We start from the raw sequence: 25,159 nt of genomic DNA, 5'->3' as shown, positions 1-25,159 counted from the left end.
GGTTACCACCGCGGTGTCTGCGCCGAGGGGCCGAGGTCTAGAAGAAGACCTGCTCGCCGCCGGTGAGGTTGAGAGCGGAACCGGTGGTGAACGAGGCCTCGTCGGAGGCGAGCCAGGCGACCATTCGGCCCATGTCCTCGAGAGTGCCGAAACGTCCGGTGGGGATCCGGGCGTCGAGGTAGTCCTGCATCTTCTGCTCGAGCGTAATTCCTTCGCTCTGAGCGATTTCCGCGAACGACTTCTCCATCATCTCGGTGTGCATGCAGCCGGGGCAGATGGCGTTGACGGTGATGTTGTAGGGCGCCAGCTCTAGCCCGAGGGCCTGCGTCATCAAGATGACAGCCGCCTTCGATGCGGAGTAGACCCCCTCGTTGGGGCGAGCGAGCTTGCCGAGCTGGGAGGCAGTGTTGATGATCCGCCCCGACTTTTGCTCCTTCATCACCCGGGCGGCCGCACGGGAACCGTTGAAGACGCCGCCGATGTTGACGTCCATGGTGCGGCGGAAGTCTTCGTCGCTGACGTCGGCGATTGCACCATAGGTGTAAATGCCGGCGTTGTTGACCATGATGTCCAGGCGCCCGTGCGTCTCGACAGTGGAACCGACCAACTCGTCCACCGATGCCGCACTGGAGACGTCGACCTTGGCGGAGCTGCTCTTCGGGCTGCCGGCGGACTGCAGCGTGGCGGCGGTCTCCTCCGCGCTGTGCAGGTCGGCGCAGACCACGGTGGCACCGCGCCGGGCGAGTTCGACGGCGATGCCCTCACCGAGTCCGCGGCTGGCGCCGGTGACAATGGCGATCTTGTTATCGAGGGTGGACATGGGAAATCCAATCTGGTGTTCGGGTGGGGTGGACTCCTCGGCACGCCGGGTGCACGCAGGAGTTGGGGTGAGGGTGCTATGCGGTGGGCACCGGGGTGGGCTGGTAGGCGAGGAAGCGCCAGCCCTCGTCGGTGTTCTTCCACACCGCCAGGCACCGGTTGCGCAGCTTCTTCTCGCGCCCGCCGGCGGTGATGCTGGCGTTCATCTCACCGATGACGAGCGCGACGTCGTCGACGATCCGGATGAAGTCGATGGGGTGGTCGATGTCGTGATAGACGTAGTAGCCGGACCGCACCTTGTCGAGGTAGGAGTCGAGGCTGTCGGTGTCGCCGGAGGAGTGCGAGTAGGCCAGGTCGGGGTGGCTGAGCTCGGCGAACCGGGCGAGGTCCTGGTCGACGATCGCCCGGTAGCGGGCGTTTTCGAGGTCTCGGATGGTGGTTGTCGCGTCGTGGGTAGCTGTCACGTCGGCTCCTGTGCTGTTCAGGGGTGGGTGTTGTACCGGGTCATCGGCGGGTGGGACGGCCGCCGTGCAGAGCCTGGCCGAGGAGGTGGCGCAGTCCGTTCTCGGTGACCGGGGTCGGGTTCGAGTAGGGGTTGGACAGGACCTCGTCGATGACGGCAGGGAGTTGGGTTTCGCGCACGCCCAGTTCGTCGAGCGAGTGCGGGATCTGCAGTTGCTGCTCGAGTTTCCACAGCGCGGTCGACGGGTCACCGCCGGTGCCGAGGGCCCGCTGGAGCGCGGCGCGCGCGGCCGGGGCGTGGGTTTCGTTGTAGGCCAGCACGTAGGGCAGCACGATCGCGTGGGTCTGGGCGTGCGGCAGGTCGAGGGATCCGCCGAGGACGTGGCAGAGCTTGTGGTGCAGCGACATTGTGGTCGCCCCCAGGCAGGCGCCGCACAGCCACGCGCCGTACAGGGCTTTCGAGCGGGCGTCGAGATCGTCGCCGTCTGCGACCACCGCGGGCAGCGATTCGGCGAAGGCGCGTACTCCCTCTTCGGCCGTCAGCGAGATGATCGGCGAGGCGTCCGGGGCGTAGAGCGCCTCGACGGCGTGCGCGACCGCGTTGAGCCCGCTGGCGGCCGAGATCTCCGCCGGCAGCGTGGTGGTCAGCTGCGGATCGTAGATGACGCTCTGCGGCAGCACCTTCGGATCGCGCCCGGTTTTCTTGCGCCCGTCGCGGGTCAGCCCCCAGATCGGGGTCATTTCCGAGCCGGCGTAGGTGGTGGGGATCGCGATGATCGGCAGCCCATGTTCGAGGGCTATCGCCTTGCCGAGGCCGATCGAGGAACCGCCACCGATCACCACACAGCTGTCCGCGCCGAGTTCGCGGGCCCGGTCCCGGGCGCGATCCGCGGTCTCGACCGGAACATGCATGCGAGCCTGGTCGAACACGCCGGCACCGCGATCACCGAGGTGATCCATGACGAGATCGGCCAGGTGGTTCTGCTCGGGGGTGCACAGGACCAGCGCCCGGCTCAGCCCGAGGCGGTCGAGTTCCTCCCCGACCTTGGTCACCGCGCCGACCTCGAAGCTCACCCGCATCGGCAGGGCCTGGTAGTGGAAGGAGTTGGTGAACGTCACGGTCGGACTGCCTCTCGTACCTCGGTTGCGGGCTCTCGTACGTCGGATTCGAGCAGGGTCACACCGAAATGGACCGTGCGGAAGGGATTTTCGAACCCGAGTTCGCGGGCGCGGTCCGGGTCGTCGACCACCGGAAACTCCCGGATCAGGCTCTCCTTCACCCCGAAGACGACATCGGAGTCGATATAGGGTGTGCCGTCGACGAACAGGTGGGTGGTGACCGGTTCGTGGCCGGCGGCGGTGACGATGAAGTGCACGTGCGCCGGCCGGTTGGGATGGCGGCCGGTGATCGCCAGCAGCTCCCCCACGGGCCCGTCGTCGGGGATGGGGTAGTACCGGGGAACGATCGAGCGGAACCAGAACTTGCCCTCGTCGTCGGTGGTGAACAATCCGCGCAAGTTCAGTTCCGGCTGGATGTCGGGTTGCTGGACGTCGTAGAAGCCTTCGGCGTTGGCCTGCCAGACGTCGACGCTCGCCCCGGCCAGGGGGGTGCCGTCCGCGCTGCGGACCTGTCCGGTGACCAGGCAGGGTTCGCCGCCTTCGTCGAGGGCGATGGTGTCGCCGAGTTCGCGCGGCGGGGAGTCGACCATGTGGAACGGGCCCAGGACGGTCTGCTCGGTGGCGTGGTCGAGGGCGCGGTGGTTGATCGTCTCCACCAGCATCGACACTCCCAGTACGTCGGAGAGCAGGATGAACTCCTGCCGGACGTTGTTGCAGGTGTGACCGGTGCGGGTGAGGAATTCGATGCCCTTGTTCCACTCGTCTTCGGTGAGCTGAACGTCTTTGACGAAGTCGTGCAGGTGGTGGATCAGGGAGGTGAGTACCTGCCGCAGCCGGGGATCGGTGTCGGCTCCGAGGCTGTCGATCACCACCTCCGCCGAGCGTCCTTCGGTGAACAGTCCACGATTGGTCATCGGTTCAACTCCTTTCACGGTGCGGTGTAGCCGCCGTCGACCGGCAGTTCGATGCCGGTGACGTAGCTGGCCTCGTCGCTGGCGAGGAACAGTGCGCCATAGGCAATTTCGCGGGGATTGGCAGCACGCTTCATCGGGGTTGCGGCGATCACGTCGGCGGTGATCGCGTCGTCCTGAGCGTCAATCATCGGGGTGCTCGCCAGACCCGGATGCAGGGAATTGACCCGGATGCCGTCCCCGACGTACGACAGGGCGGCGTTCTTGCTCATCATCCGCACCGCGGCCTTACTGGCCTGGTAGGCCGAGACCCCGGCGGCGCCGACGATGCCCCAGATCGACGAGACGTTGACGATCGCGCCGGAGTGCTGAGCCTGCATCGTCGGCAGGACCGAACGCATGCCGTAGAAGACCCCGGTCTGGTTCACCGCGATGATGTTGTGCCAGTCGTTGAGGTCGATCTTGTCGATCGCCTCGTAGGAGCCGACGAGGCCGGCGTTGTTGACAAGGATGTCGATACGCCCATGGGCGGCGATCACCGAGTCGACGAGCCCCTGCCAGCTGTCGAGCTGGGTGACGTCGAGTGAGGTGAAGGTGATGTTCGGGTGATCGAACGGCTCCGGCTCGCGCAAGTCGCCGACCACCACCCTCGCGCCTTCCTCGGCGAACAGTTCCGCCGTGGCGCGGCCGATACCGCGGGCCCCGCCGGTGACGATAGCTACCTTCTGTTCCAACCGCGCCATTGCGATGTCCTCTTCTTTCAGTGTTCGGTCGTTATCCGGTCAGGTCAGCGCAGGTACTTCATCGACGCTTCGTAGGCGGCGGGAACGGCTTCGCTGATCGGGAGCTTGCGGTACGCGGCGGACAGGATCTCCACCCCGTAGATGCCGTCGTAGCCGGTCTTACGGATGGCGTCGACGAAGCCTTGGACGTCGAGTTCGCCCTCACCGGGGAGCCGGCGACCGTTGAAGGTGTCGGCGATGAGGTCACCTTCGAACGTCAACGGGGCATCGTCGAGTTCGACATCGAAGATGTACTTCGCCGGGATCTCGGACAGGGTGTCGAAGTCGACGCCGGCGCGCGCGACGTGCCAGATGTCGAGCAGCAACCCGCCGGCGGGGTGATCTGCCTTGGCGATGAATTCGAGTGCCTGCTGCGGGGTCTTGACGTTGACGAACGGCATCGGCTCGAACACCACCGTGGTTCCCGCGTTTGCAGCGTCGGTGGAGAGCTTCACGAACTCGGCCGCCATGTGGTCCGCGTCGAATTCACCACCGCTGAAGTCGCCGCCGACCTTGATGTGGCGGGCGCCGAGGGCCTCGGCCGCTCGGAACATGTTCGCGCGAATCTCGTCCGCGGCGCCGCGACGCTCGTCGGTGAGGAACCAGTTCTCCAGGAACTCGAGTTCGAGGTGGGCGATGCCGTTGTCGGCGAGCATGGTCTTGACGGTGGGGAACCCATACTGCTGTTCGGCATCGAGAAGATCCAGGTAACCAATGCCTACACCGGTGAATCCTGCCTTCGCGGCCACCTCGATGCGCTCATGGAAGCTATGCGGACTGCGATCGTTCTCCGCGTTGCCGGCGTCGGCATCACCGGCGGTCGTCCACGTGCCCGCGATCAATTCGATCTTGCTCATTATCAATTCTTCCTTCCAGAGAGGGTTGCATGGATTGCGTCCTGCGGCGGTGCGCAGGTTCACGACGATGCCAGACCGACCAACTCGGTAATTCATCATGGCTTAATTTTGTGACTCCAATCATGCAAGTCGTGTAGTGTGATTGTCAACATCAGGCGATGAACTGCGGTGTTGCACGTCGGCCGAAGTTAAGCCAGAGTGGATATCGAGTGTCAGACACACAGAACGGGGCACAGTGATGGAAGAGGAAATTGGCGTCGCCTTGAAGCGGGCACGCCTGGACAAGAAACTGTCACTGCGCCAGGTCGCCGATCAGCTCAGCATCTCCACCAGCCTGCTCTCGCAGGTGGAGAACGGAAAAACCCAGCCGTCGGTGAAAACACTGTTCGGTCTCGCGACCGTGCTCGAGGTCTCCCTCGACCAAATAGTGTCCGGTCGCAGCGGTCTCGACATCGAACTCCCGCAGGACCGCGACGCCGCGGCCGGTATCCAGCGCGCCGCGGACAACCCCGTCCTCGAAATGGAGAACGGAGTCACCTGGCAGCGCCTGGCCACCGGAGGTCACACCGAGATCGAACCGCTCTACGTCACCTACGAGGTCGGCGCATCCAGCTCCGTCGACGGCAAACAGATGCGCCACGACGGAGCCGAATTCGCCTACATCCTCGAAGGCACCCTCCGGCTCCGGCTCGACTTCGACGAACACGACCTGCGCCCCGGCGACTCGTTCTGCTTCGACTCGAGCCGGCCTCACCTGTTCTACAACCCGGGCACGGTCCCCGCCCGCGGCGTCTGGTTCGTCTTCGACAGCGCGACCCCCACCGCCGACGTCAAATCGCTGCTCGAAGCGATGCGGACCGTCAACGGAAGCAGCCAGGGCCGCACCCATCTGCCCACATTCAGGTAGTACCTGCCTGCCTGCCTGTCCTCACACCCCGGACGATCGCAACTGCCGGTTCGTCACCTTCACCGACGTTGAGGGTGTCCTAGGGCCGCGTGTTGTGCGCACCGCATCCCACGAATGACCGTCCAACGGTGCGCATATCTGTCGTTTTTCGAGAGGAACCTCCTCGATGCCCCGAGCCGATACCTTCCCGGCCACCGAGAGCCGTGCGGCCATGCCAACCTGGCTCGTGCTGCTGATCGCAACCGCCTGCGCGGTAGTGGTCGCCAATCTCTACTACGCACAGCCACTAGTCGGCGAGATCAGTGCATCGCTCGGCCTGTCTGCACAGTCGGCTGGACTGATCGTCACACTCACCCAGATCGGCTACGGCCTGGGACTTCTCCTTGTCGTGCCGCTCGGTGATCTCTACGAGAACCGCACCCTGGTAACGGTCCTCCTCGCCGCCGAAACGGTGGTCCTCGCCGCAGCAGTCTTCGTCAAGGCGCCCATTCCCTTCCTGGTGACGTCCGCACTCATCGGGCTCGCCGCGGTCGCAGTCCAGGTGTTGGTTCCCTTCACCTCGCACTACGCACCCGAACACCAGCGTGGCCGGATCATCGGCACGGTCATGGGCGGAGTCACGATTGGGATCATGCTGGCCCGTCCCGCCGCGAGCCTCGTTGCGAGCGTGTGGTCCTGGCGAGCCGTTTACGTCCTGTCCGCTGTCCTCGTGGTGATGATCGCCGCCGCGATCCGATTCACGATGCCCGCCCGGCGACCCGAACACACCGCGGGTTACGGCGCACTGCTGGCCTCCCTACCCCGCCTCGTGCGCGACACCCCGGTCCTGCGTCGCCGCGCGCTCTACCACGCCTGCCTGTTCGGGACGTTCAGCCTCTTCTGGACCGCCGTTCCGCTGCTGCTGACCAGCGACGCGTTCGGGCTGTCCCAAAGCGGAGTCGCACTGTTCGCCCTCGCCGGAGCCGCCGGAGCCGTCGCGTCACCGATCGCCGGCAGAATGGCCGACCGCAACCGAACTCGGTCATGGACGCGGATCGCCATCGTCTGTGTCCTGGTTGCGCTGCTCGCTGCGGCCGCTGCCCCTACCGGGTCCGCCCTTGGGCTCGCGATCCTCGTCGGTGCGGCAATTCTGCTCGACTTCGGCGTCATGACCAATGTGGTGCTCGGACAACGCGCGATCTACAGCCTCGGCCCCCAACTACGGGCTCGACTCAACGGCCTGTACATGGCCATATTCTTCGCCGGCGGCGGCGTCGGCTCAGCAATCGGGGGATACGTCTACGCGCACCACGGATGGACGGTCACCGCACTCACCGGAGCGGCGCTGCCCGTCCTCGCCCTCGGATACTTTCTCACCGAACGACACGACTAACACCCGGATGAGAAACGTCACGTTCGCCGGAGAACGTACATTTTGGAGAATGAGGCGCGCCATAACCATCCCGTTCACCATGAAACTGACGACGACCGGGAACCCCGAGGGCATCTTCGAGGGTTAATTCGGTAGTGTCAGCCAACCACGGTGCGCGACAACGAGTCCAGCGAGAGCCCCGAGGACCGCACTCGATGCCCACCGCGAGGAACGGCATGGCGTCCACGGAGTCCTTTGTCCGGTGGTTAATCGGCGTCCAGCGGTATCCCTTGCTTCAGGTCACGGTGCGCACGGACTTGCGTCCGGCGGCGAGGATGAGGTCCTTGCAGGTCGTGTGGGGTCCCGTAGCGGGGGTGTTCGGCGGGCACCCGCGGCTGCTGTAGGCGGCCGAATTCGATGGCCGTTCGATCAACGCGAGCCGGAATGCGGTGGTGCCGCCGTAGCCGGCGTCTGCGACCGCGATCGGCGGGGTGCCACCCACTCGGTCATCTCGATCGCTATCGCCCATTTGGGCCGGTGGCGCTAGGCGTCGATAATCGCGGAACATCGCCGGCGGACAGTGACGCAGTGACCGCGCCGGGTCGGTGCCGGAACGATCGTCCCAGATCTCGGGCAGGAACAACCGCCAGTCCAGCGGGGTGGACGCAGAGTCGGAGGCGGCGTGCAAACTGACCGCGATCTGGCAGTTGCCGACCTCGCCGAGGGTGCACAAGTGCTGCCGGGCCACGCCCGGGGAGCGGTCGCCGCCCTTGATGAACCCTGCGACGACCGATGACCCACGCATCCAAGGTGATCAGATCACATTCCTTGCGCGACATCGTTTCCGCACCGATGTCACCTCCCGCGGCGAGGTGGTTACGAACCGCTGCAACTGCTGGTGATCGACCTGCAACCCAGCGACGCCGAACGGCTCCAGACGCTGGCCACCGAGGCCTTCGAGCTGTCCCACAAAACCGTCGGCCGTGCACGATACGACGAACTGCATGCCGTGTCAGCAGTAGCTGCCGATCTACGCGTTGACAAACACCCACATCAAGGCCCAGGAATTGGGTTCGGCCACTGACAGCACGGCGAGAACGGCCATTTCCTCACGTCCAACTAGGATCAGCGACTATGGCGAAGGATGGAAACCCAATCACACGCGCGTCTGCTGTGCACAAGCAGATGCGGAGCGATATTTTCGCTGGGAGGTTGACACCGGGAGAGCGCCTGAAGTTCCAACCACTCTGCAAGCGGTATCAGACTTCCGTCGGCGCCGCCCGCGAGGCATTGACCCTGCTGGTCACCGAAGGCCTTGTGCAGTCACAACCGAATGTCGGTTACACAGTGACGACTTTGTCTCTCGATGACCTCAATGACCTCACCGAAGCGCGCGTGGAACTGGAATGCTTGGCATTGAGCAAAGCAATCGCGCACGCAGACCACAGGTGGGAAGCCGACGTCGTGGCTTCGCATCACCTGCTGCTCAGAACTCCGTTTGCCACAGCATCGGATCCCTGGCACACCGATGAATGGGCAACCGCTCACAATGATTTTCACTTCGCGCTGATCTCTCAGTGCCCGAACCGCCGTATCCTTCGGATCGCGCGCGGACTCCGCGAAGAAGCCGGCTTGTATCAGCGTTGGTCCGAAACCGTGCGTCAGTCGACGCGAGACATCGATGCAGAGCACCGGGCTATCATGGACGCTGCACTGGCCAGGGATGCCGATACCGCTGTTGGCCTGCTCAAAGACCACCTCGAGCACACTGCTCGGCTGCTGACCGCAAAGGGTGAGGCCGCGCCACGGGTGCCCGCCTGAACTTAGACACACAGTTCCGAAGGCACGCAGTCCCGAACCGTACGGTTCGTATATCCACAAATATTCGAATATCTGGTTGACGTACGCAAATGTGTAGGATTACAGTCACAGTGTGATTCCGATCGTGCCCCGCCCGCAGTGAGCTGTAGCTCACTCACACGGCGCCCTCATTGCGTGCCGGACGGCAATCCCCGCCCCGGACGAGTCACCCGACCTGTTTGCATCGCGCCCACACCGGTCGAACAAACTTCCACACTACAACCTGAGGAGAACCACCCATGCGTTTCGGCAACTACGACGGACGCGCGACATTGATCGCCGCCGACAACGCCGGCTACGACGTCGCGAAGGCAAGCCACGGCACTTTCGGGCCGGAGCCCGCTGCCGTACTGGATGTTTGGGATGATTTCACCGCATGGGCGGCGACCGCTGAGCTCGCGGACGGCAAGGTCGACCTCGACCGCGCGCTACTGGGCCCGCCATCGCCTGCGCCCCGTCAGATCTTCGCGATCGGGTTGAACTACCACGATCACGCCGCCGAATCAGGAGTGGAGTCACCCACTGGATTGCCGCCGGTCTTCTCCAAGTTCCAGACCTGCTTGACCGGGCCCGACACCACGGTGGACCTTCCTGAGGGCGGGCACACGGACTGGGAGGTTGAGTTGGTGGCCGTGATCGGAAAGCGAGCAGCGAACGTCGACGCTTCCGACGCATGGTCGTTCGTCGCGGGTTTGACTGTGGGACAAGATATTTCCGAACGAATCGCCCAGCTGCAGGGACCACTGCCGCAGTTCGGATTCGCAAAGTCACGTGCTGGCTTCGGACCAACGGGGCCGTGGTTGGTCACGCCCGACGAGTTTGCCGATCGAGACGATCTCGAGATCGGGTGCACCATCGACGGTGTCGAGGTTCAACGCGCACGAACAAGTGACCTGATCTACAGCGTTCCCCGCCTGATCGCCGAACTATCCGCGGGAGTCACCCTCCTGCCTGGAGATCTCGTCTTCACGGGCACTCCTGCGGGCGTCGGTCTCGGCCGAACCCCGCAGCGATGGTTGCAGCCCGGCGAGCATCTCCGCAGCTGGGTCGAAGGCATCGGTGAACTCAACCAGCGATTCGTCTGACCCACACCCCTCAACTTGTTGCTCACCGACGCTGTACGGAGCATCGACCAATTAGGTTCCGGCGCAGCATCCTTGAGTGGGCCGCATGCTCATGCATGCACCTGCGGGCTTTGCACGACGAGCCCGCCTATCCCCCGGTAGCGCCAAGGAGGCCGCTATGGACAGCTCTACCTCAGACTCACAGCAGCAGAACGCACTTGCGAAAAGAACCGTGACCAAGGTCAGCCTGCGAATCCTCCCCTTCATCACGGTCCTGTACATCCTCAACTTCCTGGACCGAGTGAACATCAGCTACGCTCGCCTCGGCATGGAAACAGAGATGGCCCTGACCGCTGCGACCTTCGGTCTGGCGGCTGCGATCTTCTTCATCGGCTACTTCTTCTTCGAAGTACCCAGCAATATGATGCTCCGCATCGTAGGCGCGCGAAAGTGGATCGCTCGAATCGTATTCTCTTGGGGCATAGTCATTGTCGCAACAGGATTCGTCAACAGCATCCCCATGCTGTACGGAGCACGTATCCTTCTCGGCATAGCAGAAGCAGGATTCTTTCCTGGCATGCTTCTCTACTTGACGTTCTGGTTCCGTTCACAGGACCGGGCTCGCGCAGTCGCCTTCTTCACGCTCGCGCAACCGATCGCATACATCGTCGGAGCAGTGACAGCTGGCTTTATCCTGGAGTACGTCGACTGGTTCGGACTCAGCAGCTGGCGCTGGATCTTCATCCTCCAGGGCGCACCGGCAATCGTGATGGGTGTGGTGACCTACTTCTATCTTCCCGATGGCCCCAAGAACGCCCGCTGGCTCACACACCAAGAACGCTCGTGGCTCGAAGGCGAACTGACCAAGGAACAAGGTCCTCCGGTGGACGAAAGCCCGCGAGCACAGCTGCGTGCACTACGAAATCCACGCGTGCTCCATCTTGCCGCCATCTACCTCACCGCGACCGCCGGCCTGTTCGGCTTCAACTTCTTCCTACCGTCGATCGTCAAGCAACTCGACCCCAGCTACTCGGCCACCAACATCGGATTCGTAGCCGCCATTCCGTACATCGTCGGCGCGATTGCAATGCTGATCATCGCCCGACACTCGGACAAGACAGGCGAACGCAAATATCACGTTGCGGCAGTGCTGGCCCTATCGACAGTAGCGTTGGGCGGAGCGATTGCCTTCCGACATGACCCAATGATCGCGATGATATGTCTGTCGATCTTCGCCATCGGCGGATTCGGCTACATCGCACCCTTCTGGGCTCTGGTGAGCAAGAACATCCCTGCGCAACATGCAGCCGTCGGAATCGCCGTGGTCAACTCGGTCGGCAACCTCGGCGGATTCATCGGCCCGTACCTCGTCGGAAAAAGCGCATCACCCACCAATGTCGGTGCTACCCTGTATGTTCCGATCGTCTCGTTCGCACTCTGCATCATAATCTTGTTGTGCTTCCGCACCCCACGCACCACGAACGATCCGAAGTCGACGAACGGAACCCAAGCAGTCGCAGACGTTCCGGTCCGGCATCCCTGATCGAGATGGGCAGTCAGTCCATGCTTGTCCGCCCTCGTCCGTGTTCCGAAAGTGCACGGACGAGGCACCGATGCGAGTCGTTGCGACCTCGAAGAGCGGACGCACGGATCGCAAGTTGTTAACTATTAAATGTTTTGACCCTCTCAGAAGGAGATGGATTCATGCGGAGCACAGATTGGTTCGGCGGCCACAGCCGAGGTGCGATCATCGCCAGGTCGGGACTGAAGAACCAGGGCTACGGCGACCAAGTATTCGATGGCCGTCCGGTCATCGGAATCGCCACGACGTGGTCCGACCTCTCGACGTGCAACGCGAGCCAGCAGCAACTCGCCGAGGCGGTCAAACGCGGGGTGTGGCAAGCCGGGGGATTCCCCCTGGAGTTTCCCAACATGGCACTCGCCGAACCCCTGATGCGTCCGACGACCATGATGTACCGGAATCTCCTTGCAATGCAGGCGGAGGAATCCATCCGCGCACACCCACTCGACGGCGTCGTGTTGCTCTCGGGTTGCGACAAGACCACACCCGGCCTGTTGATGGCCGCGATCAGCGTCGATCTACCCGCGATCATGCTGACCAATGGCCCACAGCTAAACGGTAAGTACCGCGGCAACGATGTCGGCAACGGCACCCTCGTCTGGCGAGCCGAGGAAGACATGCTCGCCGGCCGGATGACCGAGGAAGAGTGCTTCTTCATCGAACGATGTGGAGCACGGTCACTGGGAACCTGCTCGACGATGGGCACTGCTTCGACCATGGCCAGCATCGTCGAATCCTTGGGTATGCAGTTGCCCAACGCGTCTTCATGGCCCGCCGTCGATGCACGACGACATGCCGCAGCCGAACAGAGTGGGCGACGCATCGTGGAGATGGTGTCCGAGGATCTCAAGCCGTCCGACCTGTTGACCGAAGCTGCCTTCATCAACGCGATCCGGGTAAACGCGGCAATCGGGGGATCCACCAACGCCGTCGTTCATTTGATCGCCATTGCAAAACGGGCCGGACTCAAACTCGATCTCGACGACTTCGACCGCTACACACGCGATGTTCCCACGCTGGTCAATCTGCAGCCGAGCGGGAAGTACCTCATGGAGGACTTCTGCTATGCCGGCGGATTGCCTGCGTTGATGAACGAACTCGGCGATCTGCTCGACCTCACCCCTCTGACGGTGACCGGACGATCGTTGGGAGAGAACATCGCCGGAGCCGAGAACTTCAACACGGATGTGATCACTCCGGCGGACAAGCCGTTCCGTCCGGTCGGCAGTGGAACCGCAGTGTTGCGAGGAACGTTGGCACCCGACACTGCAGTGGTAAAACAGTCGGCAGCCACCGAGCGGCTGCTTCAACACCGCGGACCGGCAAAGGTATTCGACGACGTCGCCGACTACTACGCGGTCTGCGCCGACGACGATCTCGATGTGGACGAGAACACCGTCCTCGTCATCCGCAACGCCGGCCCCAAAGGGTATCCCGGGATGCCTGAGGTAGCGAACGTACCGGTGCCGAAGAAGTTGTTGGACAAAGGGATCGACGACATCATCCGTATCTCCGATGGCCGCATGAGCGGTACCGCCTACGGAACGGTGATCTTGCACGTTTCCCCGGAAGCAGCAGTCGGCGGTCCACTCGCCTTCGTCCGTGACGGCGACATCATCAGTGTCGACGTCCCCAACCGTCGCCTCGATCTCGAGGTCCCCGAAGAGGAGCTCGAGGAGCGGAAGAAACAATGGCAGGATCCGGGCAACCCGTTCGACCGCGGGTACATTCGCCTGTATCATAGCCATGTCATGCAGGCCTCTGAGGGCGCTGACTTCGACTTCCTAGCAGGAAAGTCCGGTAGCGCTGTCCCCCGTGAGTCGCACTAGCGACTCGGTCAGACTGTAGGCGCCGTTGAAGCTGCCGGTACCCCCGGACGATCTGTTGATCAACAGTTACGAGATCGCAGGTGAGGACACGTCCTTCGGATGTGGGACAGCTGACATCCTCGACCCACCCTTGATGTGCAGCGGTCTTCCTCCAGAGGGGACCGCTGCACGGCAAGTTGTTCTCTAACTCTTAGCCGAGGCAACCGAGAGGATCTCGTTCGGTGCGCAAACACTTCCCTGCTGTGCAGTTGCCCCCGCCGCGCATAGACGAATGGTCGTGGCAGTACAGGGGAGCGTGCCGGGCCATGCCGAGTCGAATGTTCTTTCCGTCGCAAAATCTTCGAGGCCCGGCACTCAGAAGACTCGAATCGGAAGCGAAGCTCGTTTGTGCCCAGTGCCCGGTCATCGAACAATGCCGGGAGTACGCACTCGATTACAAGGAGCCTTATGGAGTTTGGGGTGGGCTCACAAGCGCGGAAAGGCGTCATCTGATCTCGAACCTTGACGGGGAACACATCGGCGTCGAACCCAGTGGGCAACACACACAGCGCCGGAAATAACACTTCGAGTGGGTATCAGGAAACTCGAGGCATTCTGCGCCGACGTACACCGAACGCTTTAGCCACCTCGACAACATGGTAAGGACCATAATGCCCGTTTCACCACAAATCATCGAACAGGCAGCCGAGCGCCTCTGGATCGCGGAGCAGTCCCTGCAGCCATGCGCCCCTATCCGCGACATCATTCCTGCAGATGACATCGAAAGCGCCTACGCTGTCCAGCAGTTCAACATTGAACGGCAGCGTAGGGCAGGACGTCGTATTTCCGGGCGCAAGATCGGACTTACCGCCAAATCGGTTCAGGCCCAGCAAGGAGTGTTCGAGCCGGACTTCGGCACGCTCTTCGCGGACATGGAATACGGACACGGTAGCGAAATACCGATGAGCCGACTCATCAAGCCTCGCGTCGAAGCCGAAATCATGATCGTGCTGGACAAAGACCTGGACCAGGACACAGTGAACTTCAGCGACGTACTGCGGGCCACAGGCTTTGCGATCGCTGCCATTGAAGTTGTTGACTGCCGGCTCACCAACTGGGACATCAGGATCGCTGACACCGTTGCCGACAACGCCGCAGCAGGACTCTACGTTCTCGGTGCTTCTCCTCAACCGATCCTTGGAGGGGACCTCGCCAACTGTGCGATGACGTTACGCCGTAACGGCGAAATCGTTTCGACAGGCCGCGGCGATGATTCTCTGGGGCATCCCATCAACGCTGCAGTGTGGCTGGCCCGAACTCTCAAGAAACTCGGAACGCCACTGCGCGCCGGCGATGCCATTCTCACCGGCGCCCTCGGCCCCATGGTCGAAGCCCGCCCCGGTGACCGCTTTGAATCTCACATCGAGGGACTTGGCGTCGCGTCGGTTTCCTTCTCAAACAATTGAATTTAGGACACATCATCGCTACCCCGGGGATCAATCACCTAACGGCAAAATGCCCCTGCCGTGGTCCATGCGCAGATTCGCGTCTGTCCATCACACGGCAACCAGTTCAGCATTGATGCTGCGATGAGACCAGACAAGATATGGCCAAGAGGCTTTTGCCTGGCGAGCGGACAAGGCCCCGCAAACATGGGCATACAGCCGGGCCTGTGTACATGATATCCGGCGACACCATTCAGAAGCAGGGCATCCACGCCTTTAACATCGATCTTCTGCCGACCTTGGGAGGACACCCATGAACACCATCGACCTTCACGGACGCAGCGCCATCGTCACCGGCGCAGCCTCCGGAATCGGATTCGGCATCGCGCGGAAGTTTGTGCAGGCTGGTGCCAAAGTCCGCATCTGGGACAACAATGCCGTCGCGGTTGAGGAAGCTCTTAACGAACTCAACGCAGTTGCCGGCGGGAGCGCCGAAGCAGACGTCATCGACATCCTGGACCCGGCCGCTGTCGAACAGGCAGCCAAACGAGCGGCATCCTCACACGGAAAGATCGACATTCTGGTCAACAGCGCCGGCATTGCCGGACTTAACGCGAACTCCTGGGAGTACCCGCTCGACGAATGGAAGCGCGTTATCGACATCAATTTGCACGGAACCTATCACGCCACCAGGGCGGTCATCCCGTTCCTTCTTGACAACGGCTGGGGACGTATCGCCAACGTGGCATCGGTGGCCGGAAAGGAAGGAAATCCGAGTGCTTCAGCATACGCCGCCAGCAAGGGCGGGGTCATCGCTCTCACTAAAGCCGTCGGGAAGGAACTGGCGCAAAGCGGCGTCCTGGTCAACTGCATCACTCCGGCGGCCATCAACACACCGTTGCTGAATCAGAGCACAGATGAGTTCGTCGACTACATGAAGAGCAAGATTCCCATGGGGCGTCTCGGAGAAGTCGACGAAGTCGCCGCAATGGTCGCCTGGATGTGCAGCCCGGACTGCTCGTTCACGACCGGGGCGGTGTTCGACCTCTCAGGTGGACGCTCCACGTACTAGACGACCACCGTCCGAGGTGGTTCAGTTGGCCGAAGATCGCCATGGCACACCTCATCGCGCGTAGTGAGGGGCTACCCGCATACGAGCGAGACTACGACCAGCAATAGTTGTCGGAAGGTGTGAATCGCAAATCCTCTGCCGCTTATCAGGTTTGCTGGTATGCATTCTCTTTGACTTGACGGCGGTAGGAATGTTGCGACTAGGCGAGGTGTCGGATCCGTGCCCTCACCACAGGTGAGCGACACCTGTCGGGCACTGACAATTCCGCTCTCACTGAGCCAAGCAGCAGAGCGAAGGTTCATGCCGACGGAAACCCCGGTGTCGGTGGCGATCGGGCACTGAACCACATGTTCCAAACGATTGGGATGGGTGACCAGCGGAGGACTTCGGCGGTTGGAGCTGGCCGAGGGTGAAATCGATGAGGTCGATAGCGGCACGGCTTGGTATTTCCCACAACACGGTCGTCAAGGCTGTCCGCGTCTATGGTCCACGGACCTTATATGCGGGCACCGCTGGACTCCGGAATCAAAGCCGATGACATGCTGGCCGGAATGTGGGAGCGGATCGGGTCTCCCTGGTGTGGTGCCGCGACCCCGTGTCCGGGGACAACGAACCCAGCAGTCGTCGGCGGAGCAGCTAGGTCAAGTCCCGTAAGGTGGTGTACGAAGTTTCGCGTGACTCCTCGTGGGTGGTTATGCGGTCAAAGCCGCCGAGTCACCTCCTGAGGTGGTTCGGTGGTGGTGCCGGCCACCCGAGGGAGCGGGCCAAGACGTCGAGGCCGAGGTAGCGGCGGGCCTCGATCCACGTCGTGCTGCTCGACCAGGACAGCTCCGACGAGCCGGATCAGGGCAGCGCGGTCGGGGAAGATCCCGACGAAATCGGTCCGCCACCGGATCTCCTTGTTGAGTCTCACTTTTAACCGACCTTCGTGTGCGGGTCAATCGCAGACTGGGGATCTGGCGATGGTCGGCCTGGGCGTCTGCAGCGCGGTGGTGGCGGGCGGCGTCGTCGGGCCCGCCGCGGTAGCGGGCGTCGGCTTCGAGTGCCTGGACGTCGTGCGTTGCGCCTCGAGCGCGTCGCGGGTCCGGCGACGAAGATACGCAGGTCTCGCAGATTTGGCATAGGGACAGGCTCCGGTCGCTTCGTGCCGAGAGCAGTAGCCGTGGGCGAGGCGGGTTGTGTGCATCTCGCTGCCGAGCCAGCTGACGGTGCCGGGGACGATCTCCTTGCCGACCGGAGTGAGGGGTGAGCCGGCGGCGCACCTTGCCGCATGGCCTGGTCGTAGGCGTCGCGCAACGTCGGCGATGCGACGGTGGCGAAGCGGAGTGCCATCTGGAGAAGTCGTGCACGGGCAGCCCCATCAACTCCTGCAGGCTCGTACCGGCATTGGCGAGTTCGGCGGCCTGACGTATGCGCGACCCAGGTCGATATCGTGGGACAGTGGCCATCGTGTGGTCCTTCATCGAGTGACTCTGGGCAGTCTCTCGACTAGAGCGTGTCTGCTTAATGTTCGGGGATTGATGCGTGATGCTGGGTGAGTGTTGCGCGCCGATGAGATCTCCGATGATTTGTGGGCTGTGATCGAGCCCGTCCTCCCCGCACTGGCTGGTCGGCGGGGACGTCCGTGGAATGACCATCGGTTGACGCTCGACGGGATCGCTTGGCGGTTCCGAACCGGGTCACCGTGGCGCGATCTGCCCGAATACTTCGGCCCGTGGCAATCGATCTGGGAACGACATCGCCGCTGGTCCGACGACGGCACCTATATCCGGATGTTCGCCGCCGTACGGGCCGCGGCCCCCGAACGTGAAGAACAGCTCGAACGTCTGCTGTCGATCGACTCGACCATCGTCCGCGCCCACCAGCACTCCGCCGGTGCCCTGACCGATGCCCACACAGGGGGCTCGGTCGAATGACAAGAATCTGGCCAATGAACCCGCCGACCACGCACTCGGCCGCTCCCGCGGCGGGCTGAGCACCAAGATCCACGCTCTCACCGACACGTTCTGCTGCCCGTTGACGCTGCTGATCTCGCCGGGACAGGCGGGCGACAACCCCTACCTGGCGCCGCTGCTCGACGCGCACCGCGCTCACGACACCGAAGCGTTCCGCCTGCTGGCCGACAAGGCGTACTCGCACCCGAGCACCCGAAAGCACCTGCGGGAACGCAGGATCTCCCACACCATCCCCGAACGCCGTGACCAGATCCGACGTCGCAAGGCGAAGGGATCGGAAGGGGGTCGGCCGCCGGCGTTCGACAAGGACCGGTACCGCGAACGCAATACCGTCGAGCGTGGTTTCGGGCGTCTGAAGCAGTGGCGTGGCATCGCCACTCGTTACGACAAGTACGCCACCACCTTTCTCGGTGGCGTACTCTTCGCTGCGCTCGTCATCCATCACCGCGTCCGCAAATAGCAGACACGCTCTAGTCACGCGATGGCCGGCCTTCATAGGGCTACGACACGCCGGCCAGATTCGGATCCGATTCATACACACTCTGGTGGACGCAACCAACAGCCTACGCCTCGCGTCGGGCGTCGAGCCGTTCACCGGTGTCCGGGCGATATCTCCACTCCCATCGCCTATTGAGGTCTGGAGGACTTTCCGGCAGCTTTTTTTGGGGTACGCCGAGGCTCTGCTCGATATTCCCTCACTGCGATTTCTTGATGTCGGCCTGCCTGGCCTTCGCCCCATGATCCAAGCGAACAATGACACGCTGCAATGGATGGTTGCAGACGCAGGAAACTTATCTCGAAGGAAGAAGTTCTTGATCCCCGAGAATGGTCCGGAAGTGATTTCCGCAATATCACGCAGGAACTGCTACCGAGGCTTCGAATATGAGCTAGTCTGGCATTTTGCCGTGCTGGGCATCCCATTCCACGCTGCTAGAGCAAAGCACCAGCTAGCCTCGGTAGCCCATCATTTCCGTCTCCTGACTTTAAGCGATATCAGCAACCGGTCCCGAATTCTTGCCGATGTATTGCCCATCCTGGATAACGTTTGATTCTATAATCAAACGAGCAGTTTGCCGCAAATGGTTTTTGAGCAAAGTAGAAGCCCGGTCCGCGTCTCGGGCTAACGTCGCCTCAAGGATTGCTAGATGTTCTGCGGCCACGTCGCGATGGGAGGGCCGAAAGCTTTCCGACCACCGCTGATAGAGACCGGCCTCCTCGCGGAGGCTTCGAGCCATCTGTAGAATACGGCGGTTCGGGCATCGGGCGATCAGAGCAAAGTGGAATGCAGTGTGCGCGGAACCCCACTCGTCAGTGTGCCATGGCTCAGTTCCGGATCCGAAGGGCGTATTGGCGAGCAGGTGGTGTGCTGCAACGAGATTGGCTTCCCAGTGTCGGTCACCGTTTTCAATGGCTTTACGCAGGGCCAGGCACTCCAACTCAACGCGAGCTTCGGTGAGGTCGTTCAGATCCTCAATCGACAGGGGCGTCACCGTGTAGCCGACGTTGGGCTGGGACTGGACGAGGCCTTCCGCCACTAGACGCGTGAGGGCCTCGCGAGCGGCCCCGACCGAAGTCTGGTACCGCTCGCACACCTTCTGGAACTTCAATCGGTCGCCTGGCTGCAGCGTTCCACTGAAAATATCGCTGCGCATTTGTTGATGTACAGCGGCGGCGCGCGTCACCGACTGTCCGTCCTTTGCCATGGCCTCCGATTTTAGCCGGAGGGCCGAATAGTCGCAAGTCATTCCGATTTTCGAAAATTGAAATGACTAGCTCATGCGAGACGGCATCGCAGCAGGCCACGAGATGCGGCGCCACCTGATCGCCACCGGCGCATGCGCGTCCAGCAAGCCGTCGACGCGCAAGGTGCGGCGATGGACTGAGGTCTCGGCTGCCCTCGTTGTGGAGCAACCTGCCGCGAAGCCTTCCGGTTTCCGAGTTCTTGCTGCCGGGCAGAGACTTGCCGTTCGTCGCTTCACCCACCTGCCGCACGGGCGGGCTTGATGACGCCTACCTGGGTCGCATTCCCGCCGCGTTCGGCATCGAACGGCGGCGGGTGCACTCGCACCGGTAGGTGGACAACGCCCCCAGCTGGGCGGCCGTTCGTCTGTCCACCACGCAGGAAGTTCTCGACCTGTCGCCAGAGCTCTCGCTGATCCCGGACACGGTGGTGGGCGCTATAGGCGCGCACCCCGATACATCCGATTACGCCTTCGAAAGGCGCACGTTCGCTCCCGTGACGGGCTTGGTCTGCGGGTCGATGCCTGCCTCGATGGTCAATGGCTCATCCGCGCGGGCGAGTTCACCGACGCTTGCCGCATCTCGCAAGAAACGAAACTCGACCGCGCAGGTAACGCCACCTTGGACGAAACCGGAAGCGTATGGGTCGGCGGAACGATCGAACTTTGTTTCACGGCACGGCCCCTCGTCTGATGCGCACTATGTAGCAACCTAGACAGGACGCGTGAGAATGTATCCGCCCAGCCCGATGAGAGCGCTGCCTGCAACGCCTTCCGTACGTCGTGCGAACACCGGAGATCGCAGAGACCGTCCTAGACGACCGAGAAAGACCACCACGGTGATGTACCACAGCAAGGCAAGGCCCCAGAACATGCAGGCAAGGAGCGCGTGCTGCGTGAACGGCGTCAGATCGAATTGCGGAAACAACGAGACGTAGAAGGCTGCAACCTTCGGGTTCAGCACGTTGCAGAGCAGTCCCTGACGAAAGCTTGTGCGGGGACTGATGGTTGATTCGGGAACGACCTGGTCGTTGTGTTCATGGTTTCGTTCGGATCGAGCACTCCGCAGACGTAGGTACGAGCGCAGAGCTTGAACGCCCAGATAGGCCAGGTAAACACCACCCGCGATCCGAACTGCGGCGAACACGGTCGTCGATGTAAGCAACAAAGCAGTGAGTCCGACTGCCGCGACCGCGGCGAGCACTGCGTTGCCTACCATGATCCCCGTCGCAGTCCACACGGCCCCGACGTTGCCACCGCGAACTGTATTCCGCACCAACAAGAGGAAGTCAGGGCCGGGAATCACGATGATCAGCAGGGACGCGACGGTGAATGTCAGAATCTGTTCGAACATCCAAATAACCTACCCCTGCAATCACGCATGAATTAGTCGTTGGACCTGCGTGATTCGCCACTGGAACACACACTGGAGTCGTCGGTCACCGCGCGGAGAACACGCCGCACACGGCAACCGACGGCCCACTCCGTGCTCTACAGAAGCACTGTCCCACCGATGCATGTCACGCTCGCACCGCCGACCCGTTGAGCAATAACCCCGGAATTCGTTGATACCCGCCTGTGATCCCGTGCCCTGCACCAGGGCATTCCTCAGTCTGGTGGTGAGATTTTCGCGATTGAGCATTCTCCAGGTATTGAAGCGCTACTCGCCGTCGCCGCGTAGCGCGGGATTCTTCGCGATGATGCCTAAGAGTGCCTCGGTGATCGCCTTCACCCGTGCGAGTCGCGTCAGTTCCCGTGGCACCACGAGCCAGTAGGTGCGGTGGGCGACGAACTCGGCGGGGAGCACGGCGACCAGGTCGTTGTCCAGCGCCCCGATGTAGCTCGGCAGCGGCGCGATTCCCACGCCGTGCTTGACGGCCTGGTAGTGCCCGGCGATGTTGTTGGTCTGGATGTGTGCGCGGCTGTCCGGGAGCAGCCGGTCGAGAATGCGGAGCGGTTCGACGTCGAGGAAGGCGTCAACGTACCAGATCAGCGTGTGCCCGTGGAGGTCGTCGAGCGAGGTGATGGCGTCGTGCGTGTCGAGGTACTGCCGCGACGCATACAGGCGCAGGTCGTAGTCGGCCAGTTTGCTAACCACCACCGATCGCGGCGAGGGTCGTTCGAGGGTGACGGCGATGTCGAAGTCGCGCCCGGTCAGCAGGTCGTGGGTGGTCGAGGTGAGCAGTTCGGTGAACAGGTCCGGGTGCTCGGCTCGCACCGACGCCAATCCCGGCACCAGAACGAAGGCGCCGAACCCGTCCGGCGTGAGGATCCGCACGGTGCCGTTCAGCGCCCCGGCCGACACCGACGAGGTCGCTTCGAGGGCGGCGAGCAGTGTCGATTCCACAGACTCTGCGTAGGGAACCAGCCGGCGTCCCACCTCGGTGAGCTGCCAACCGGAGGCACCACGGTCGAAGAGCCGGATTCCGGTGTCCTTCTCGAGGCGGGATATCTTCCGCGAGACGGTGGTCTGGTCGACGCCGAGGCGCTTCGCCGCGTCCGCGAGACGCCCCGTCCGCGACAACTCGAGCAGGTATCGCATGTTGTCTGCGGTGAACATGACCACACCATATCTGCAATTCTGCATTTGCCAATGCCATTTTACTCGTTGACGCATGCATTGTTGCGCAGCAGACTCGATGGCAACCCCCACCTTCTCAGGAGTGAAACACCATGCCCACTGTCGCGCATTGGATCAACAACAAGCCTTACCCCGGCACCAGCGGCAACACCGCACCGGTCACGAACCCGGCGACGGGCGAGGTCACCGGTCAGGTCGCCCTGGCCAGCGTCGAGGATGCCCGCGCGGTGATCGACTCCGCCGCGGCCGCCTTCCCCGCGTGGCGTGACACCTCGCTGGCCAAGCGCACCGCGATCATCTTCAAGTTCCGCGAACTGCTCAACGAGCGCAAGGGCGAACTCGCGGAGATCATCACCTCCGAGCACGGCAAGGTCGTCTCCGACGCATTGGGCGAGGTCTCCCGCGGCCAGGAGGTCGTCGAATTCGCTTGTGGCATCGCGCATCTGCTCAAGGGCGGGATGACCGAGAACGCGTCCACCAACATCGACGTCGCCTCCATCCGCCAGCCCCTCGGCCCGGTCGGCATCATCTCCCCGTTCAACTTCCCCGCCATGGTCCCGATGTGGTTCTTCCCCATCGCCATCGCCGCCGGCAACACCGTCATCCTCAAGCCCAGCGAGAAGGACCCGTCCGCCGCACTCTGGATCGCCGAACTCTGGGCCGAGGCCGGCCTGCCCGCCGGCGTGTTCAACGTCCTGCAAGGCGACAAGACGTCCGTCGACGAACTGCTGACGAACCCCGCCGTCAAGGCGATCTCCTTCGTCGGCTCCACCCCGATCGCCCAGTACGTGTACGCCACCGGCACCGCCCACGGCAAGCGCGTCCAGGCCTTGGGTGGGGCGAAGAACCACGCCATCGTCCTGCCGGACGCCGACCTGGACCTGGCCGCCGACGCCATGGTCAACGCCGGGTTCGGGTCCGCCGGTGAGCGCTGCATGGCCATCTCCGCCCTGGTCGCGGTCGGCGACATCGCCGACGAGTTGGTCGCCAAGATCAAGGAGCGCACCGACACCCTCAAGATCGGCGACGGCACCAAAGACTCCGACATGGGCCCGCTGGTGACGAAGACGCACCGCGACAAGGTCGCGTCCTACATCGACGCCGGCGAGAAGGACGGCGCCACCATCGTCGTCGACGGCCGGCAGGTGCAGGCCAACGGCGGCGAGGACGGATTCTGGCTCGGACCGACCCTGATCGACCACGTCACCACCGACATGTCCGTCTACACCGACGAAATCTTCGGACCCGTCCTGTCCGTGGTGCGGGTCGAGAGCTACGACGAGGCCCTCGACCTCATCAACTCCGGTCCGTTCGGCAACGGCACCGCGATCTTCACCAACGACGGCGGCGCCGCCCGCCGGTTCCAGAACGAGGTCGAGGTCGGCATGGTCGGCATCAACGTCCCGATCCCGGTCCCGACCGCGTACTACTCCTTCGGCGGCTGGAAGAACTCGCTGTTCGGCGACACCCACGCCCACGGCGCCGAAGGCGTGCACTTCTTCACCCGCGGCAAGGTCGTCACCACCCGCTGGCTCGACCCCAGCCACGGCGGCATCAACCTCGGCTTCCCCCAGAACAACTGAGGACTCTCGACATGAGCACACAGATCGCACTTCCCCGGTTCGCCCGCATCGGCGCCGGCGCCCTCGACGAGATCGGCTCCGTTGTCGATCAACTGGGTCTGCACAGGCCGATCCTGGTCACCGACAAGTACCTGGTCTCGACCGGTGCCGCCGACCGCATCCTGGATATTCTCCGCGCTGCGGGCAAGGAACCGCTGCTGTTCGACGGAACCGTCCCCGACCCGACCACCGATTCCCTCGAGGACGGACTCCGCGCGGTCACCGCGCACAACGCGGACTCGGTGATCGGGTTCGGCGGCGGTAGCCCGATGGACACCGCGAAGGCCCTGGCCGTGCTGTCCGCGAACGGCGGCGAGATGCGCTCGTACAAGGCGCCGCACGTGTACACCGGGAAGGCCCTGCCGATCATCGCCGTCCCCACGACTGCCGGCAGCGGCTCCGAGGCGACGCAGTTCACCGTGATCAGCGACAGCGCCTCCGACGAGAAGATGCTGTGCCCCGGGCTATCGTTCCTGCCGATCGCCGCGATCGTCGACTTCGAACTGACGATCTCGATGCCGCCGCGGCTCACCGCGGACACCGGAGTCGACGCGCTCACCCACGCGATCGAGGCATACGTGAGCCGGAAGGCGAACCCGTTCTCCGACGGGCTCGCTCTCGCCGCGATCCGCACCATCGGCAAGAACATCAGAACGGCCTACGCGGACGGCGAAGACCGCACCGCGCGGGAGGCGATGATGATCGCCTCCACCCAGGCCGGCATGGCGTTCTCCAACGCCAGCGTCGCCCTCGTCCACGGAATGAGCCGGCCGATCGGAGCCCACTTCCACGTCGCACACGGACTGTCGAACGCCATGCTGCTCCCCGCGATCACCAGGTTCTCGGTGAAGGGCGCGGAAAGTCGCTACGCCGACTGTGCGCGAGCATATGGCGTGGCTTCCGAGTCGACGAGCGACGTCACCGCCGCGCAGTTCCTCGTCGATGCGCTGACGGAGCTGTGCCACGACCTGAAGGTGCCGACACCGCTCGCCTACGGAATCGACCGTGGGAAGTGGGACAACCTGATTCCGCTCATGGCGCGGCAGGCGCTGGAGTCCGGATCGCCCGGCAACAACCCCGTCGTGCCCACCGCCAGCGAGATCGAAACGCTGTACGCCGAGGTGTACGAGTAAGACTCGCAAAGTACCCATCGATCGACGCCACCACGTCGACCAGATACACCGAACACGAGACGTGAAACGTCGATCGACGTTGCCGCCCGC

At 63.0% G+C, this 25,159-nt stretch carries 21 protein-coding genes and 2 pseudogenes; 12 read left to right on the top strand and 11 right to left on the bottom strand.

The features are described 5' to 3' along the window. Window positions 1-37: 37 nt before the first annotated feature. The 6 genes from ACFTZB_RS21405 to ACFTZB_RS21380 all read right to left on the bottom strand — a co-directional run bounded on the left by ACFTZB_RS21405 (window position 38) and on the right by ACFTZB_RS21380 (window position 4,950). A complete protein-coding gene (locus ACFTZB_RS21405) occupies window positions 38-820 on the bottom strand; it encodes an SDR family NAD(P)-dependent oxidoreductase (RefSeq protein ID WP_378433936.1) in 783 nt (260 codons plus the stop codon). 76 nt (window positions 821-896) lie between these two features. Then, entirely contained in the window at window positions 897-1,283 is a 387-nt protein-coding gene (locus tag ACFTZB_RS21400; protein ID WP_378433935.1) for a nuclear transport factor 2 family protein, read from the bottom strand. A gap of 40 nt (window positions 1,284-1,323) precedes the next feature. After that, entirely contained in the window at window positions 1,324-2,400 is a 1,077-nt protein-coding gene (locus ACFTZB_RS21395) for a maleylacetate reductase (RefSeq protein ID WP_378433934.1), read from the bottom strand. Further along, window positions 2,397-3,314: an intradiol ring-cleavage dioxygenase gene (locus tag ACFTZB_RS21390; protein WP_378433933.1), complete on the bottom strand. Its 918-nt coding sequence runs from the start codon at window positions 3,312-3,314 to the stop codon at window positions 2,397-2,399. The genes ACFTZB_RS21395 and ACFTZB_RS21390 overlap by 4 nt, the downstream gene beginning before the upstream one ends. A 14-nt stretch (window positions 3,315-3,328) precedes the next feature. After that, window positions 3,329-4,054: an SDR family NAD(P)-dependent oxidoreductase gene (locus ACFTZB_RS21385; protein WP_378433932.1), complete on the bottom strand. Its 726-nt coding sequence runs from the start codon at window positions 4,052-4,054 to the stop codon at window positions 3,329-3,331. Between the two features lie 44 nt (window positions 4,055-4,098). Continuing rightward, window positions 4,099-4,950 carry a sugar phosphate isomerase/epimerase family protein gene (locus ACFTZB_RS21380; protein ID WP_378433931.1) on the bottom strand — a complete coding sequence of 284 codons (852 nt, stop codon included), beginning with the start codon at window positions 4,948-4,950 and terminating at the stop codon, window positions 4,099-4,101. A gap of 238 nt (window positions 4,951-5,188) precedes the next feature. Between ACFTZB_RS21380 and ACFTZB_RS21375 the strand changes: the two genes are divergently transcribed. Both ACFTZB_RS21375 and ACFTZB_RS21370 read left to right on the top strand, forming a co-directional pair. Further along, the gene (locus tag ACFTZB_RS21375) at window positions 5,189-5,857 is read left to right on the top strand and encodes a helix-turn-helix domain-containing protein (RefSeq protein WP_378433930.1); all 669 of its coding nucleotides are present in this window, start codon (window positions 5,189-5,191) and stop codon (window positions 5,855-5,857) included. A gap of 166 nt (window positions 5,858-6,023) precedes the next feature. Beyond that, on the top strand, window positions 6,024-7,229 hold the full coding sequence (locus tag ACFTZB_RS21370; protein WP_378433929.1) for an MFS transporter: 1,206 nt from the start codon (window positions 6,024-6,026) through the stop codon (window positions 7,227-7,229). 274 nt (window positions 7,230-7,503) lie between these two features. Here the strand turns inward: ACFTZB_RS21370 and ACFTZB_RS21365 are convergent, their stop codons facing one another. Further along, entirely contained in the window at window positions 7,504-8,013 is a 510-nt protein-coding gene (locus ACFTZB_RS21365) for a transposase (protein WP_378433928.1), read from the bottom strand. A gap of 329 nt (window positions 8,014-8,342) precedes the next feature. Here ACFTZB_RS21365 and ACFTZB_RS21360 point away from each other — a divergent pair, with 329 nt between their 5' ends. The 7 genes from ACFTZB_RS21360 to ACFTZB_RS21330 all read left to right on the top strand — a co-directional run bounded on the left by ACFTZB_RS21360 (window position 8,343) and on the right by ACFTZB_RS21330 (window position 16,039). Beyond that, entirely contained in the window at window positions 8,343-9,029 is a 687-nt protein-coding gene (locus tag ACFTZB_RS21360; protein WP_378433927.1) for a GntR family transcriptional regulator, read from the top strand. A gap of 278 nt (window positions 9,030-9,307) precedes the next feature. Then, window positions 9,308-10,153 carry a fumarylacetoacetate hydrolase family protein gene (locus tag ACFTZB_RS21355; RefSeq protein WP_378433926.1) on the top strand — a complete coding sequence of 282 codons (846 nt, stop codon included), beginning with the start codon at window positions 9,308-9,310 and terminating at the stop codon, window positions 10,151-10,153. A 157-nt stretch (window positions 10,154-10,310) separates the two neighbouring features. Next, window positions 10,311-11,675 (top strand): MFS transporter, encoded by a 1,365-nt coding sequence (locus tag ACFTZB_RS21350; protein ID WP_378433925.1) that lies wholly within the window; start codon window positions 10,311-10,313, stop codon window positions 11,673-11,675. Between the two features lie 134 nt (window positions 11,676-11,809). Further along, window positions 11,810-13,543, top strand: a complete 1,734-nt coding sequence (locus tag ACFTZB_RS21345; protein WP_378433924.1) for an IlvD/Edd family dehydratase — start codon at window positions 11,810-11,812, stop codon at window positions 13,541-13,543. Between the two features lie 221 nt (window positions 13,544-13,764). Further along, window positions 13,765-14,103 carry a WhiB family transcriptional regulator gene (locus tag ACFTZB_RS21340; RefSeq protein WP_378433923.1) on the top strand — a complete coding sequence of 113 codons (339 nt, stop codon included), beginning with the start codon at window positions 13,765-13,767 and terminating at the stop codon, window positions 14,101-14,103. Between the two features lie 90 nt (window positions 14,104-14,193). After that, window positions 14,194-14,988, top strand: a complete 795-nt coding sequence (locus tag ACFTZB_RS21335; protein ID WP_378433922.1) for a 2-keto-4-pentenoate hydratase — start codon at window positions 14,194-14,196, stop codon at window positions 14,986-14,988. A gap of 292 nt (window positions 14,989-15,280) precedes the next feature. After that, window positions 15,281-16,039: an SDR family NAD(P)-dependent oxidoreductase gene (locus ACFTZB_RS21330; RefSeq protein ID WP_378433921.1), complete on the top strand. Its 759-nt coding sequence runs from the start codon at window positions 15,281-15,283 to the stop codon at window positions 16,037-16,039. Between the two features lie 700 nt (window positions 16,040-16,739). On the opposite strand, the pseudogene ACFTZB_RS21325 reads toward ACFTZB_RS21330, so the two are convergent. After that, a pseudogene (locus ACFTZB_RS21325) lies at window positions 16,740-16,949 on the bottom strand (transposase); the annotation flags it as partial. Window positions 16,950-17,577: 628 nt separating this feature from the next. Here ACFTZB_RS21325 and ACFTZB_RS21320 point away from each other — a divergent pair. Beyond that, window positions 17,578-18,454 (top strand): annotated as a pseudogene (locus tag ACFTZB_RS21320) (IS5 family transposase). A 523-nt stretch (window positions 18,455-18,977) separates the two neighbouring features. Here ACFTZB_RS21320 and ACFTZB_RS21315 read toward each other — a convergent pair. The 3 genes from ACFTZB_RS21315 to ACFTZB_RS21305 form a co-directional block, all read right to left on the bottom strand. After that, complete coding sequence (locus ACFTZB_RS21315) at window positions 18,978-19,697, bottom strand: GntR family transcriptional regulator (RefSeq protein WP_378433920.1); 720 nt, start codon at window positions 19,695-19,697, stop codon at window positions 18,978-18,980. A gap of 748 nt (window positions 19,698-20,445) precedes the next feature. Beyond that, window positions 20,446-21,087, bottom strand: a complete 642-nt coding sequence (locus tag ACFTZB_RS21310; RefSeq protein ID WP_378433919.1) for a LysE family translocator — start codon at window positions 21,085-21,087, stop codon at window positions 20,446-20,448. 306 nt (window positions 21,088-21,393) lie between these two features. Continuing rightward, the gene (locus ACFTZB_RS21305) at window positions 21,394-22,293 is read right to left on the bottom strand and encodes a LysR family transcriptional regulator (protein ID WP_378433918.1); all 900 of its coding nucleotides are present in this window, start codon (window positions 22,291-22,293) and stop codon (window positions 21,394-21,396) included. 113 nt (window positions 22,294-22,406) lie between these two features. Between ACFTZB_RS21305 and ACFTZB_RS21300 the strand changes: the two genes are divergently transcribed. Together ACFTZB_RS21300 and ACFTZB_RS21295 are read left to right on the top strand one after the other, a co-directional pair. Continuing rightward, window positions 22,407-23,897 carry a CoA-acylating methylmalonate-semialdehyde dehydrogenase gene (locus ACFTZB_RS21300; RefSeq protein ID WP_378433917.1) on the top strand — a complete coding sequence of 497 codons (1,491 nt, stop codon included), beginning with the start codon at window positions 22,407-22,409 and terminating at the stop codon, window positions 23,895-23,897. Window positions 23,898-23,908: 11 nt separating this feature from the next. Then, window positions 23,909-25,069 (top strand): iron-containing alcohol dehydrogenase, encoded by a 1,161-nt coding sequence (locus tag ACFTZB_RS21295; protein WP_378433916.1) that lies wholly within the window; start codon window positions 23,909-23,911, stop codon window positions 25,067-25,069. The last annotated feature ends 90 nt before the right edge of the window (window positions 25,070-25,159 follow it).

Source organism: Rhodococcus sp. NPDC057014 (genome assembly GCF_042673295.1).
Classification (GTDB): domain Bacteria; phylum Actinomycetota; class Actinomycetes; order Mycobacteriales; family Mycobacteriaceae; genus Rhodococcus_F.
Note: the sequence above shows the minus strand (reverse complement) of the source record. Positions and strands in the feature narration are given on the sequence as shown.